This window comes from Bradyrhizobium sp. SOJA106, assembly GCF_059448745.1.
The window spans coordinates 4,073,309-4,085,983 of sequence record NZ_CM182549.1 but is presented as its reverse complement, the minus strand read 5'-3'; the positions used below and the strand labels follow the sequence as shown (position 1 = coordinate 4,085,983).

At 63.1% G+C, this 12,675-nt stretch carries 15 protein-coding genes; 2 read left to right on the top strand and 13 right to left on the bottom strand.

Features of this window, described 5'->3' with window-relative positions; translation table 11 throughout:
- Window positions 1-51: 51 nt before the first annotated feature.
- The 5 genes from AC5V87_RS18600 to AC5V87_RS18580 all read right to left on the bottom strand — a co-directional run bounded on the left by AC5V87_RS18600 (window position 52) and on the right by AC5V87_RS18580 (window position 4,786).
- A complete protein-coding gene (locus AC5V87_RS18600) occupies window positions 52-1,020 on the bottom strand; it encodes a branched-chain amino acid ABC transporter permease (RefSeq protein ID WP_456838860.1) in 969 nt (322 codons plus the stop codon).
- 1 nt (window position 1,021) lies between these two features.
- Complete coding sequence (locus tag AC5V87_RS18595; protein WP_456838861.1) at window positions 1,022-1,885, bottom strand: branched-chain amino acid ABC transporter permease; 864 nt, start codon at window positions 1,883-1,885, stop codon at window positions 1,022-1,024.
- Window positions 1,886-1,959: 74 nt separating this feature from the next.
- Window positions 1,960-3,177: an ABC transporter substrate-binding protein gene (locus AC5V87_RS18590; protein WP_456838862.1), complete on the bottom strand. Its 1,218-nt coding sequence runs from the start codon at window positions 3,175-3,177 to the stop codon at window positions 1,960-1,962.
- A 114-nt stretch (window positions 3,178-3,291) separates the two neighbouring features.
- The gene (locus AC5V87_RS18585; protein ID WP_456838863.1) at window positions 3,292-4,038 is read right to left on the bottom strand and encodes an ABC transporter ATP-binding protein; all 747 of its coding nucleotides are present in this window, start codon (window positions 4,036-4,038) and stop codon (window positions 3,292-3,294) included.
- A complete protein-coding gene (locus AC5V87_RS18580; protein WP_027557526.1) occupies window positions 4,031-4,786 on the bottom strand; it encodes an ABC transporter ATP-binding protein in 756 nt (251 codons plus the stop codon). Before AC5V87_RS18580 ends, AC5V87_RS18585 begins: the two co-directional genes overlap by 8 nt.
- A gap of 319 nt (window positions 4,787-5,105) precedes the next feature.
- Between AC5V87_RS18580 and AC5V87_RS18575 the strand changes: the two genes are divergently transcribed.
- Entirely contained in the window at window positions 5,106-5,777 is a 672-nt protein-coding gene (locus tag AC5V87_RS18575) for a hypothetical protein (protein WP_456838864.1), read from the top strand.
- 24 nt (window positions 5,778-5,801) lie between these two features.
- On the opposite strand, the gene AC5V87_RS18570 is transcribed toward AC5V87_RS18575, so the two are convergent.
- On the bottom strand, window positions 5,802-6,155 hold the full coding sequence (locus tag AC5V87_RS18570) for an ArsC family reductase (RefSeq protein WP_495371803.1): 354 nt from the start codon (window positions 6,153-6,155) through the stop codon (window positions 5,802-5,804).
- Window positions 6,156-6,258: 103 nt separating this feature from the next.
- On the opposite strand from AC5V87_RS18570, the gene AC5V87_RS18565 reads away from it, so the two are divergent.
- Window positions 6,259-6,630: a tRNA-binding protein gene (locus tag AC5V87_RS18565; RefSeq protein ID WP_456838866.1), complete on the top strand. Its 372-nt coding sequence runs from the start codon at window positions 6,259-6,261 to the stop codon at window positions 6,628-6,630.
- A 2-nt stretch (window positions 6,631-6,632) separates the two neighbouring features.
- Here AC5V87_RS18565 and AC5V87_RS18560 read toward each other — a convergent pair whose 3' ends face one another.
- The 7 genes from AC5V87_RS18560 to AC5V87_RS18530 form a co-directional block, all read right to left on the bottom strand.
- Complete coding sequence (locus AC5V87_RS18560; protein WP_456838867.1) at window positions 6,633-7,337, bottom strand: glutathione S-transferase family protein; 705 nt, start codon at window positions 7,335-7,337, stop codon at window positions 6,633-6,635.
- A 79-nt stretch (window positions 7,338-7,416) separates the two neighbouring features.
- Window positions 7,417-7,560: a hypothetical protein gene (locus AC5V87_RS18555; RefSeq protein WP_456838868.1), complete on the bottom strand. Its 144-nt coding sequence runs from the start codon at window positions 7,558-7,560 to the stop codon at window positions 7,417-7,419.
- A 118-nt stretch (window positions 7,561-7,678) separates the two neighbouring features.
- Window positions 7,679-8,344 (bottom strand): DUF429 domain-containing protein, encoded by a 666-nt coding sequence (locus AC5V87_RS18550; protein ID WP_495371802.1) that lies wholly within the window; start codon window positions 8,342-8,344, stop codon window positions 7,679-7,681.
- A gap of 13 nt (window positions 8,345-8,357) precedes the next feature.
- Window positions 8,358-9,542: a serine hydrolase domain-containing protein gene (locus AC5V87_RS18545; RefSeq protein WP_495371801.1), complete on the bottom strand. Its 1,185-nt coding sequence runs from the start codon at window positions 9,540-9,542 to the stop codon at window positions 8,358-8,360.
- Between the two features lie 69 nt (window positions 9,543-9,611).
- A complete protein-coding gene (locus AC5V87_RS18540) occupies window positions 9,612-10,304 on the bottom strand; it encodes a GNAT family N-acetyltransferase (protein ID WP_495371800.1) in 693 nt (230 codons plus the stop codon).
- Between the two features lie 4 nt (window positions 10,305-10,308).
- Complete coding sequence (locus AC5V87_RS18535) at window positions 10,309-10,656, bottom strand: Lin0512 family protein (protein WP_456838872.1); 348 nt, start codon at window positions 10,654-10,656, stop codon at window positions 10,309-10,311.
- A gap of 261 nt (window positions 10,657-10,917) precedes the next feature.
- Window positions 10,918-12,582, bottom strand: a complete 1,665-nt coding sequence (locus tag AC5V87_RS18530) for an acetolactate synthase large subunit (protein ID WP_495371918.1) — start codon at window positions 12,580-12,582, stop codon at window positions 10,918-10,920.
- Between the last annotated feature and the right edge of the window lie 93 nt (window positions 12,583-12,675).

Genomic DNA, 12,675 nt, shown 5'->3' with positions numbered 1-12,675 from the left:
GGATCATCCACCGCTTTCACACACCAATGAAATTAGTGTGATATCAGTATGTTATAGAGATCGCCGGAAGTAATGGGCGATTTCGCCGATGACGCCGCGGCGGAAGGTAAGCACGCAGATTACGAAAATCGAGCCCTGAATCACCGTCACCCACTGGCCGAAGCCCGCCAGGTATTGCTGCATGGCGATGATCACGAACGCGCCGACCACGGGGCCGAAGATGGTGCCGAGACCACCGACCAGCGTCATCAGCACGACTTCGCCCGACATCGACCAGTGCACGTCGGTGAGCGAGGCGTTCTGCGCCACGAACACTTTCAGCGCACCGGCAAAGCCCGCCAGCGTTCCCGACAGCACGAAGGCCAGGAACTTGTACTGGTCGGTGCGGTAACCGAGCGAGATCGCGCGCGGCTCGTTCTCGCGGATCGATTTCAGGACCTCGCCGAACGGCGAGTTGATGATGCGGTAGATAAGCAGGAATCCGGCGAGGAAGCCGACCAGCACGACGTAATAGAGCACGGTCGGCTTCGACAGATCGAGCAGGCCGAACATGCGCCCTTGCGGAATGCCCTGGATGCCGTCCTCACCATGGGTGAACGGCGCCTGGAGATAGATGAAGTACAAGAGCTGCGACAGCGCCAGCGTGATCATCGAGAAATAAATGCCCTGGCGGCGGATCGAGATGTAGCCGGTCACAATCGAGAGCGCGAAAGCCGCGGCGACACCGACGAGAATGCCGAGCTCCGGCGGCAGCGCCCAGACTTTCAGCGCATGCGCGCTGCAGTAGCCGGCGGTGCCCAGAAACATCGCGTGTCCGAACGACAACAGTCCGCCGTAGCCGATCAGCAGGTTGAAGGCGCAGGCGAGCAGCGCGAAGCACAGCGCCTGCATCACGAAGAACGGATAGACCCCCGTGAAGGGCACCGACGCCAGCAGCAGCGCCATCACTACGAAGACGATCATCTCGTCGCGCATCGCGCGCGGGCTTACCGGCAGCGTGTCGTCCGTCAAGGCTGTCATCTCAGGCCGCCCTTCCCGTCAATCCCGTTGGCTTCACCAAGAGCACCAGCACCATCAGCACGAACACCACGGTGTTGGAGGCCTCGGGGTAGAAATATTTGGTCAGGCCCTCGATCACACCGAGCGCAAAGCCGGTGATGATGGAGCCCATGATCGATCCCATGCCGCCGATCACCACCACCGCGAACACGACGATGATGAGGTCGGCGCCCATCAGCGGCCGCACCTGGTTGATCGGGGCCGAGAGCACGCCGGCGAGCGCGGCAAGGCCGACGCCGAGACCGTAGGTCAGCGTGATCATGCGTGGCACATTGATGCCGAAGGCGCGCACCAACGTCGGATTTTCGGTGGCGGCGCGCAGGTAAGCGCCGAGCCGCGTCTTCTCGATCAGGAACCAGGTGGCCAGGCACACCACCAGCGAGAAGATCACGACCCAGCCGCGGTAGATCGGCAGGAACATGAAGCCGAGATTCATGCCGCCCTTGAGCTGGTCCGGAATGGCGTAAGGCAGGCCCGAGGAGCCGAAATAGTTCTGGAACACGCCCTGCACGATCAACGCGATGCCGAAGGTCAGCAGCAGGCCGTAGAGATGATCGAGCCCGGTCAGCCATTGCAGCATGGTCCTTTCCAGGATCATGCCGAAGATGCCGACGATGACGGGGGCCAGCAGCAACGCCCACCAGTAATTGATGCCGCCGAGGTTGAGCAGGAAATAGGCGACGAAGGCGCCCATCATGTAGAGCGCGCCATGGGCGAAATTGATGATGTTGAGCATGCCGAAGATCACGGCAAGCCCGAGACTGAGCAGCGCGTAGAACGAGCCGTTGATCAGTCCCACCAGTAGCTGAGCGTATAGAGCCTGCATCGATCCCGTACCCGGTCCCTTCGGCGTTCCCCTGAAACTCGCCCGCAGGCCTTTGAGGCCTGCGGGCTGTTATCTTACTTCTTCAACAGCGCGCACTTGCTCTCGGAGAGAGGCGTGAAGGCCTGGTCGCCCGGCACCGTGCCGACCAGCTTGTAGAAGTCCCACGGTCCCTTGGACTCCGAGGGCTTCTTCACCTCGAACAGATAGGCGTTGTGGATGGTGCGGCCGTTGGGCTGGATCTCGCCCTTGCCGAACAGATCGTCCTCGGTCGGCATCGACTTCATCTTCTCGACGACCTTGACGCCGTCATGCGGATTGCCGCCGAGCGCTTCGAGCGCCTTGAGGTAGTGGCGCACACCCGCATAGACGCCCGCCTGCACCATGGTCGGCGGAGCGTTGTTCTTCATCTTGTCGGCGAAACGCTTGGAGAAGGCACGGGTCTTGTCGTCCATGTCCCAGTAGAAGGTCTCGGTGAAGTTGAGGCCCTGCGCCGTCTCGAGGCCGATCGCCTTGACGTCGGTGAGGAACAACAGCAGCGCCGCGAGCTTCTGGCCACCCTTGACGATGCCGAATTCGGCCGCCTGCTTGATCGAGTTGGTGGTGTCGCCGCCGGCATTGGCAAGACCGATGATCTTGGCCTTGGAGGCCTGGGCCTGGAGCAGGAAGGACGAGAAGTCCGGCGTGTTCAGCGGATGCTTGACGCCGCCGACAACCTTGCCGCCGTTGGCGGTGACCACCGCCGTAGTGTCGCGCTCCAGCGCCGCGCCGAAGGCGTAGTCCGCGGTCAGAAAGAACCAGGTATCGCCACCCGCCTTCACCAGCGCCTGGCCGGTGGTGTGGGCCAGCATGTACGTGTCGTAGGTCCAGTGCACGGTGTTGGGCGAGCACTGCGCGTTCGTGAGGTCCGAGGTCGCCGCGCCAGAGTTGATGTAGACGCCGTTCTTTTCCTTGATGACGTTGTTGACCGCGAGCGCCACGCCGGAGTTCGGCACGTCGACGATGACGTCGACCTTGTCGACATCGAACCACTGCCGCGCGATCGCAGTACCGATGTCGGGCTTGTTCTGGTGATCGCCGGAGATGATGTCGATCTTCCAGCCCTTCGCCGCCAGACCAGAATCTTCAACGGCCATCTGCGCTGCGAGCGTCGAGCCGGGACCGCCGAGATCGGCATAGAGGCCCGATTGATCGGACAGCGCGCCGATCTTGACAGTCTTGTCCTGCGCGAACGCGACGCCTGTTGCGGCGAAGGTGAGCGCGGTGGTCAGCAGCAATGACGCAATCGACTTCATGCAACGTTCCTTTTGAATTTTCTCGTTGGCCGTTCTTCAGTTTGAGCGCGATCTCTCTTCGGAAAACCGCTACGCACCTTGCGCTAACGCGGCCCTCCGGGTCCTGATCATGCTTTAGACACCGAGATAGGTGTGGAGCTTGTCCATGTTGGCGGCAAGCTCCGAATTGGAAAACCCGTCAATGATCTTGCCGTGCTCGACCACGTAGTAGCGATCGGCGACGGTGGATGCGAAGCGGAAGTTCTGCTCGACGAGGAGGATCGTGAAGCCCTCCTTCTTGAGCCGCGCAATGGTGTGACCGATCTGCTGGATGATGACGGGCGCAAGACCTTCGGTCGGCTCGTCCAGCATCAGGAAGCTCGCGCCGGTACGCAGGATGCGCGCGATCGCCAGCATCTGCTGCTCGCCGCCGGACAGCTTGGTACCCTGGCTGCTCAGCCGCTCCTTCAGGTTCGGGAACAGGTCGAAGATCTGATCGAGCGGCAGTCCGCCTGGACGCACCACTGGCGGCAGCAGCAGGTTCTCCCGCACGTCGAGGCTGGAGAATATCCCCCGCTCTTCCGGGCAAAACGCGATGCCCATCCGCGCAATCTTGTCGGAGGTCGCGCGGATGATCTCCTGGTTGTTGAATTTGATCGAGCCGGCGCGCTTGCCGATGATACCCATGATCGACTTCAACGTGGTCGTCTTGCCGGCGCCGTTGCGCCCGAGCAGGGTGACGACTTCGCCGGCATTCACGTCGAAGTTGATCCCGTGCAGGATGTGGGACTCGCCGTACCAGGCTTCGAGGTTGCGGACCTGGAGAATATTGCCGCCGGTTGCAGCTTTCGCTGGGGCCTCGGCCATCGCAGTCTCAGGCATGACCGGCTCCCAGATAGGCTTCCTTGACGCGCTCGTCCTTGGTGAGCTCGGCGTAGTGGCCCTGCGCCAGCACCTGTCCGCGCGTCAGCACGGTGATGATGTCGGAGAGATTGGCGACGACGCTCAAATTATGCTCGACCATCAGGATGGTGTATTTCGCGGAGATGCGCTTGATCAGCGCCGCGATCTTGTCGATGTCCTCGTGGCCCATGCCGGCCATCGGCTCGTCCAGCAGCATCATCTCGGGGTCCAGCGCGAGCGTGGTTGCGATCTCAAGTGCGCGCTTGCGCCCGTAGGGCATCTCGACCGCAGGCGTATTGGCAAACTCGCTGAGGCCGACATCGTTCAACAGCTCGCGTGCGCGGTCGTTGAAGCGGTTGAGCACGGACTTCGAGCGCCAGAAATCGAACGAGGAGCCGTGCTGGCGCTGGAGCGCGACACGGACGTTCTCCAGCGCGGTGAGATGCGGAAATACCGCCGAGATCTGGAACGAACGGACGAGACCCATGCGGGCCACGTCGGCCGGAGCCATCGCGGTGATGTCCTGGCCCTTGTACAGGATTTTCCCGGCAGAGGGTTTCAGGAACTTGGTCAACAGATTGAAGCACGTCGTCTTGCCGGCGCCGTTCGGGCCGATCAACGCGTGAATGCTCCCACGGCGGACTTTGAGCGCAACGTCGCGGACGGCGAAGAAACCCGCGAACTCCTTGGTCAAGCCTTCCGTTTCGAGAATGAACTCATCGGCCAAACAGATTTCCCCCTGCCCGCACGACGCGCTGGTCGCGCGTGGCTGTCCTTGTTGACTTCGGCTTTCCGGAGGCCTTGGAGCCCGTCCCGGAACGCCGCCTCCGGGCGCGGAATATGCCGGAGGTGACCGGGGTTAGGCAAGGCGGAAAGCTGAGCAGATCAGGCCTCCGGCTGGGATACAAATGCTCCCTTAGTCGGAGATGTTTTCATGTCGCCTGCCCGGCCTCCCGGTCCGCGAAAGCTCCGGTCATCAAGCCGTCGTTAACGGTCTTTCGTTCCCCGCGCCAGCCTTCATAGAAAATTTTCCCGCAACGTGGATCATGTGCGGGCTTTTGCATGCCGGGAATATTGTTTTGGATTTCGCAAGCGCCGCTCCCTCCGTCGTCAAGTCGATCCGGCAGCGTGATCTCCTGAACACCTGGCTGCGACTTTATGCGCGCGAGCAGATGGTGCCGGCGATCCGGGAGTATCAGCCGGCAAGACTCGAGGACGAGCTGTCCGATCTCATCTACTACACGGTGGACACCTCGGCTCTGACGCCGCGGCTGACCATCCAGAGCGAAGGCTCGCGGATTTCGCGCGCCTATGGACATACCGGCAAGGGCATTCTGCTCGACGACTATATCGGGCCACGACTCGTGCCCTTCGTGATGCCGATCTATTACGAATGCGTCGCCCGCGGACTTCCGGTCTACAGCGTTGCTGATGTCGACGACATCTACGGCCGCGTCGTCGCCTATGAGCGCCTGCTGCTGCCGTTCCAGACCGACGGCAAGATCTGCCACGTCATCGCCTCGCTCAAGACCTTCTGCGAGGACGGCGGTTTCGAGATCAAGAATCTGATGCGCGGAAATGACGCGCTGCCACGCCCGAAGCTGCGCGCGGTGATCGATTGCGACCTGTTTCATCGCGCCCCTGGCCGGATCGCGGCCGACGTCGTCGAGTTGGTCGATCAGCCCGGCATCACCACGAAGATCATTGAGCTGAACTGACGTCCAGCGAGGTCGGCCACCGGCCTATTTGACCTTGACGTCCTTGGCATAGATGTCCGGCTTGAAGCCGACCAGCAGCTTGCCGCCGATCTCCAGCACCGGCCGCTTGATCATCGATGGATCCGCCAGCATCAACGCCAGCGCTTTCTTCTCGGTAAGGCCTTCCTTGTCGGCATCGGGCAGCTTCTTGAAAGTCGTGCCGGCGCGATTGAGCAACGTCTCCCAGCCGACCTTGTCGCTCCACTGCTTGAGCTTGTCCTTTTCGACGCCCGCCGCCTTGTAGTCGTGGAATTCATATGCAACGCCATGGGTGTCGAGCCAGGCGCGCGCCTTCTTCATGGTGTCGCAGTTCTTGATGCCGTAGATGATGTTGGGCAAGACGTCCCCCGCACATGGGTCATATCGTGACCACGGCGTTGTACGAAACTCCGCGTCGCGCCACAATATTGCGAACGACGCCAACTTTCCGAATGGACAGCTCATGCACGTCACCCACGATCCCACTGCTGGCGCCTCACCGACCATCGACTTCAACAGCTTCCTGGCGGTCGATATCCGGGTCGGCACCATCGTCGATGCAAAACCGTTTCCGGAGGCGCGCAAGCCGGCCTGGCGGTTGTGGATCGACTTCGGGCCCAAGATCGGCGTGCGCAAGAGCTCGGCCCAGATCACCGAAAATCACCCGCTCGAGACGCTGATCGGACAGCAGGTCGCGGCCGTCGTGAATTTCCCGCCGCGCCAGATCGGCCCCGTTGTCTCAGAGGTGCTGACGCTCGGTTTCCCCGATACCGAGGGCAAGGTGGTGCTGGCGCAGCCGAGCAAGCCGGTGCCGAACGGTGGACGGCTGTTCTAGTCTCAGGGCCGCTTCGGAATGTTCAGCCCGCGCTGCACGGCGGGGCGCGCCAGCCCGCGTTCGAGCCAGGCGCCGACCGATTTGAACCGGCTGAATTCGACGAGATCGCCGGCACCGTAGAAGCCGATGAGATTGCGCACCCAGCCGAGCATGGAGATGTCCGCGATGGTGTAGTCGTCATCCATGAACCAGTGCCGGCCGGCGAGATGCGTCTCCATCACCCCGAGCAAACGCTTGGCCTCGCTGACGTAACGATCGCGGGGCCGTTTGTCCTCGAAATCCTTGCCGGCGAATTTGTGGAAGAAGCCGACCTGGCCGAACATCGGGCCGATGCCGCCCATCTGGAAATGCAGCCACTGGATGGTCTGGTAGCGGCGCGCTGCGTCCTCCGGCAGCAGCTTGCCGGTCTTCTCCGCGAGATATTGCAGGATGGCGCCGGACTCGAACAGCGGCAGCGGCCTGCCGCCAGGACCGTTGGGATCGAGGATCGCCGGGATCTTGCCGTTCGGATTGAGCGAGAGAAACTCCGCCGTGTTTTGGTCGTCCTTGCCGAAGTCGACGAGATGCACCTCGTATGGCAATCCGATCTCCTCCAGCATGATCGAGACCTTGACGCCGTTCGGCGTCGGCAGCGAATAGAGCTGGAGCAGCTCGGGATGCTCGGCCGGCCAGCGCTTGGTGATGGGAAAGGCGGACAGATCGGACATCGGAACCCCGGCTGCGTTCGTGAGATTCCGCCTAATCTAGGCGAGACGGCGAACGGCGCAAGGCGGGTAGCTGGCCGGATCACAATGGCCGCAATAAATGGCTGGTTGCGTAAACCACGTCGTGCTGTGCGCGCTGCTCGATGAAGAGCTGCCCGGTCACGAGGAGCGCTCCTATGAAAACGAGCGCGAGCATCGCGGTCGCGAATTGACTGGCATCATTCATCGCGAGGAATTCTCCGTAATCGTTTCGCACGGAGAACGCGGTCCGCCCACAGGCAGTTCCTTTATGCATCAAAAAACTTGCCGCTTTTTCCCGATTTATGGCGGTGCCGCGAGCTGCCTCAATAGTTGATCTCCATCCGCAGCCCGCGCGGATCGACCTCCTCCCCGGCCACACGTTGCGTGCTGTCGCGTGCAGCCACCGCACAGGCGCAGGCATCGATCAGATCGTCGCAGCTGATGCCGGTGCCGTGCCGCTGCGTCAGCCATTTCGGCAGGCGGATGAAGCCGCGTTGCGCGAGCAGCGCAATGCGTTGCTCGCGGCCTTCCGCCGACGTCTTCGTCGCAAGCCGCACGCGGCCGGCCAGATTCCAGAAAATCAAGTCCGGATGCGATTCGCCGATCGTCGCCTGCCGCGCCGGCGTCATGATCGCATCGACGTCCCTGATCTTGTCCCTGATATTCCAGAGCTGCGCGGAGACGCCCCTGCCCTTGTCTTCATGCTCCCAATAGTGCCGATTGGCTGCCGCCATATCGGGAAAGGTCCAGAGGTTGCGGCGCGCACCGAGAAACACGGCGGGGCCAACCAGCTCGCGTGCGCGCAAATCGCAGGTACGATAGCCGCTCGGATTCAATCCGATCGGCATGTCGATCATCGCGCGCACATGCGGCATCGCGAGCAGCCGCGTCAGCCCCGGCGAGTAATCGAAGCCCTGATCGCCGCGCTCGTCGATCCAGGCTGCGACCCAGCCGAAGCGAAATCCGTCAAGGCCGAGATAGTTGGGCACGTCAATCCGCGGGTCAGCCTCCGGCGGCCTGATAGGCCAGGCGCTTGAACTCGAAGAAGAACGGATTCCAGAAGCCCATATAGCGCTGGGCCATCAGCACGCCGGCGGTGTTGGCCTCAGGGCAAATCCACCAATGGGTGCCGGCAAGGCCGCCCCACTGGAATTCGCCAACTGAATTCGGCGGATCAAAACGCGTCGGCGCGAACGTGACGGCGCCGCCGAGGCCAAAGCCCTTGCCGGGCATTGGCCCGAGATTGGCAAAGCGGATGGTCTGCCCCGCAGGCAGCTGGTTCGTCATCATCTGCCGCAGCGTGTCGGGCTTGAGCAGCGCATCCGGGCCCGGCAGCAGCGCGCGGACCAGCGCGAGCATATCTGGCAAGGTCGAGACCAGACCGCCGCCGCCCGACAGGCGAGGGAACGGCCGCCGATGGGCCTGCAGGTAAGGCAGATTGTCGGCGCGCGTCAGGCCCGGTTTCATGGGATCGAGTACGTCCGCACCATTGTAGAGCGCGACCAGCCTGTCCTGCTGCGCCTCGGGGACGTAGAAGCCGGTATCGGTCATGCCGACGGGATCGAAGATGTGCGCCTTGAGGAAGGCATCGAGGGTTTTGCCCGAGACGACCTCGACGACGCGGCCGACCACGTCGGTCGCGACCGAATATTCCCAGCCAGTGCCGGGATGATAGGACAGCGGCAGATCGGCGAGCTTGTCGATCATGTCGGCGAGCGGCGTCAGCGGATCGAGCACGCGCGCCTCGTTATAGCCCTTGAACAGCACCGTGCCGGGATCGAAGATCCCGTAGCTGAGACCGGAGGTGTGCGTCAGGAGCTGGCGGATCGTGATCGGGCCGTTCGCCGGCTCGACATCGGCGAGGCTCGCGGCGCCGGGCTTCAGGACCTTGCGATTGCCGAGCTGCGGCAGGAATTTTTCGATGGGGTCATCGAGCCCGATACGGCCTTCCTCGACCAGCAGCATGACCGCGCAGGTGACGAAGATCTTGGTGTTGGAAAACGCGCGGAAGATGTGGTCGGGACGCAACACAGTGTTCGCCTCGCGATCGGCGAAGCCGACGCATTGCTGGTCGACGACCTCCCGGCCTCGCAGCACCGCCCAGGACACGCCGGGAATGATTTCCTGATCGACGTAGCGCGGCATCGCCGTCCGCGCGGCGGAAAAATCGGCTGTCCTGGCGTCCATGTGTTTCCCCCAAAAGTGGTCGAGGTGGATATAGCGCGAATTCGTGGGATATGAAGCCCGTCGCGCAGCTCACCCCTGTTTCATCAGCGCGGTGACATGCAGGCGGCGGCGGATCCGCATGCCCTGCCGCTGGTACAGCGCAATGGCCGAGGTGTTGTTCGAAAACACGTGCAGGAACGGAATCTCGCCGCGTGCCTCGATCCGGCGCGCGACCGCCGCGAGCAGCGCCTGCGCGTAGCCGCGGCCGCGATAGTCGGGATGCACGCAGACGGCGGTCATCTCCACGAACTTTCCAGGCTTCATCCGCTCACCGGTCATCGCGACCAGCTCGCCGCCCGAACGGATGCCGAGGAACGTGCCGAGCTGGTGCGTCCGCGCGGCGAACGGCCCGGGCTTGGTCAGCTCCGTCAGTGCCATCATGGCGGGAACGTCCGCTGCCCCTAGGGTGACGATCTCGGCATCGCGCAGCGAGCTGTCGGCGGGCGAGCCGATCATCTGCTCGCCGGTCTCGGCGAGCACGACCTTGAAGCCGGCGGGCACGTCGACCGGCTCGGGCGTGAACAGCGCGGCGACCTGCGAGCCCGACATCAAATCACCGAGGGCGACAAAGCTTGCCGCTGACATATCGATCATGTCGGCAAATGGCGTCATGTCCTGGGGATAGCGCAGCGCGCGCGGACCGCCCTCCGCCAGATGCTTCTGGCTCGTCGTCAGTGCGCTCCAGATCGGCCGATCCAGCAGGGCCTCATCGCTGTCGGGCACCGCTCTAGTCCTTGTCGAAGCTGACGATGACGGCGGCGTTGGCGATGAGGATGGGATCGTTGGCCACTTCCGTCGCCGAGGGAATCTCCAGCCCGCCCTTGACCGCGGTGACGGTCACCCTGCCGTAAGGAAGCTCCTTCGCAACGGCTTCCTTGTCGACCGCCTCGGGGTTGGGTACCCCGATCGTGACGTCCACGAACATGTCGTTGGCGGTCTTGCCGATCATCCGGAAGAAGCCCAGGCTCGAATGCCTGATGGCATCGGACACCGCCCGCTTCGCCGCCTTGGTGGCGTCCCTGCCGTGAACGTCGACGCCCATGCCCATCTCGGTAACGCAGCGAACGCGAGTCATTTCATAGTCCTGTGGTTGGTGAAGTGATTGTTACGAATGTCGGCGATCGGTGGTCGCAATACAACTGCGAGCGCATCCCAGGTGTCCCGGACGCGCTGCAACGCCCATAGCGCGTCGAAGACGCGCGTGGACGCGCTTGTGGCGTTGCTGCGCAGAGCCGGGACCCAGGAGGCCACAAAATGCGCTGATGCATGGGCCCCGGCTCTGCAGCGCACCGCTGAAGGAGCGCTGCGCTGCGTCCGGGGCACGAGATTGTGATTTTCAAGCCTTCGCCTTTTCGTGCCCCCGCAGCTCATCGACGAGCACGCGCACGTTCTCGGAATAGTCGATCGGGATCGAGACCAGGTGCACGCCGCCTTCTTTGAACGCCGCCTCGAGCGTTGGACCAAAGCTGTCGATGGTTGCGATTCGGTGGCCCTTGGCCCCGTACGATTTTGCGTACAGCGTAAAGTCGGGATTGCCGAAGGTCATGCCGTAATCGGCGAAATGGTCGACGGCCTGCTTCCAGCGGATCATGCCGTAGGCGTTGTCCTCCAGCACCAGTACGACCAGATTGAGCTTGAGGCGGACGGCCGTCTCCATCTCCTGGCTGTTCATCATGAAGCCGCCGTCACCGGCGACCGCGAGCACGCGGCGGTCGGGATAGAGCATCGCCGCCATCATCGCCGACGGCAGGCCAGCGCCCATCGTCGCCAGCGCGTTGTCGAGCAGCAGCGTGTTGGCGACGCGGGTGCGGTAGTTGCGCGCGAACCAGATCTTGTACATGCCGTTGTCGAGCGCGACGATGCCGTTCTCGGGGATCACCTGGCGGATGTCGTGCACGATGCGCTGCGGCGTCGGCGGCCAGCGCGCCTCGGTGGCGCGGTCGGCGATGTGATTGAGAATCTCTTCGCGGAGCGGCAACAGCGCTGCGGCTTGCGGCAGCTTGCCTTCGAGCCGATCGGCGAGCAGTTCCAGGCTCGGGCCGACATCGCCGACGACCTCGGCATCGGGGAAATAGACCAGCTCGACGCTTGCCGGCGTGTAGCTGACGTGAATGACCTTCGGCCCGGACGGCCCCATGATGAAGGGCGGCTTCTCGACAGGGTCGTGGCCAATCGCGACGATCAGGTCGGCGGCGTCGATGGCATCGTGGACGTAATCGCGTTCGGAAAGCGCCGCGGTGCCCATATAAAGATTGGTGCCGCCAGGCACGGTGCCCTTCCCCATCTGCGTGGTGAAGAACGGAATGCCGGTCCGCCGCACGAAACTGGCGATGCCGTGGGTCGAGCGCGGCCGGCTGGTCGCCGCCCCCATCATCACCAGCGGACGCTTTGCCGCCAAGATCATCTCCGCGGCGCGGTCGAGCGCGGCGCGATGAGCGACCGGAATCTCGATCGGATGGACCGGGATTGCGGGGACGGCAGGCACTTCGTCGCCTGCGATGTCCTCGGGTAGTTCGAGATGCACCGGTCCGGGCCGCTCCTCCATCGCCACACGGAAGGCATCGCGCACCACGGTCGGGATCGAGGAGGCGCTGACGATCTGTCGCGACAGCTTTGTCAGCGGCTTCATGGTTGCCACCACGTCCACGATCTGGAAGCGCGCCTGCCGGCTGCTCATGATCGGCTTCTGGCCGGTGATCAGGATCATCGGCATCGCGCCGAGATGCGCGTAGGCCGCTCCCGTGGACAAATTGAGCGCGCCGGGGCCGAGAGTGGAAAGGCACACGCCAGGCTTGCCGGTCAGTCGCCCGTGCGTCGCAGCCATGAACGCCGCGGCCTGCTCGTGGCGGGTCAGGACCAGTTCGATTTTGGAGGTGCGCAGCGATTCGACGAGATCGAGGTTTTCCTCGCCGGGCACGCCAAAAATGCGGTCGACGCCTTCGTTCTCCAGCGCCGCGACAAACAGGTCCGAGCCCTTCACCTTGTGGTTCTGCCCGCTCATGTCGCCTCCCGCTGTCTTGCTGTTCGCTCCCGCACGGACCAGGAACTTGGAGCGCATGGTAACCTCATGGCGCTCAGGTACAACTCACAATGC

Coding starts and splice junctions, on each gene's coding strand:
- AC5V87_RS18600 (WP_456838860.1), bottom strand. CDS start 1,020: ATGACAGCCTTGACGGACGACACGCTGCCGGTAAGCCCGCGCGCGATG.
- AC5V87_RS18595 (WP_456838861.1), bottom strand. CDS start 1,885: ATGCAGGCTCTATACGCTCAGCTACTGGTGGGACTGATCAACGGCTCG.
- AC5V87_RS18590 (WP_456838862.1), bottom strand. CDS start 3,177: ATGAAGTCGATTGCGTCATTGCTGCTGACCACCGCGCTCACCTTCGCC.
- AC5V87_RS18585 (WP_456838863.1), bottom strand. CDS start 4,038: ATGCCTGAGACTGCGATGGCCGAGGCCCCAGCGAAAGCTGCAACCGGC.
- AC5V87_RS18575 (WP_456838864.1), top strand. CDS start 5,106: ATGTGCGGGCTTTTGCATGCCGGGAATATTGTTTTGGATTTCGCAAGC.
- AC5V87_RS18565 (WP_456838866.1), top strand. CDS start 6,259: ATGCACGTCACCCACGATCCCACTGCTGGCGCCTCACCGACCATCGAC.
- AC5V87_RS18560 (WP_456838867.1), bottom strand. CDS start 7,337: ATGTCCGATCTGTCCGCCTTTCCCATCACCAAGCGCTGGCCGGCCGAG.
- AC5V87_RS18555 (WP_456838868.1), bottom strand. CDS start 7,560: ATGAATGATGCCAGTCAATTCGCGACCGCGATGCTCGCGCTCGTTTTC.
- AC5V87_RS18545 (WP_495371801.1), bottom strand. CDS start 9,542: ATGGACGCCAGGACAGCCGATTTTTCCGCCGCGCGGACGGCGATGCCG.
- AC5V87_RS18535 (WP_456838872.1), bottom strand. CDS start 10,656: ATGACTCGCGTTCGCTGCGTTACCGAGATGGGCATGGGCGTCGACGTT.
- AC5V87_RS18530 (WP_495371918.1), bottom strand. CDS start 12,582: ATGAGCGGGCAGAACCACAAGGTGAAGGGCTCGGACCTGTTTGTCGCG.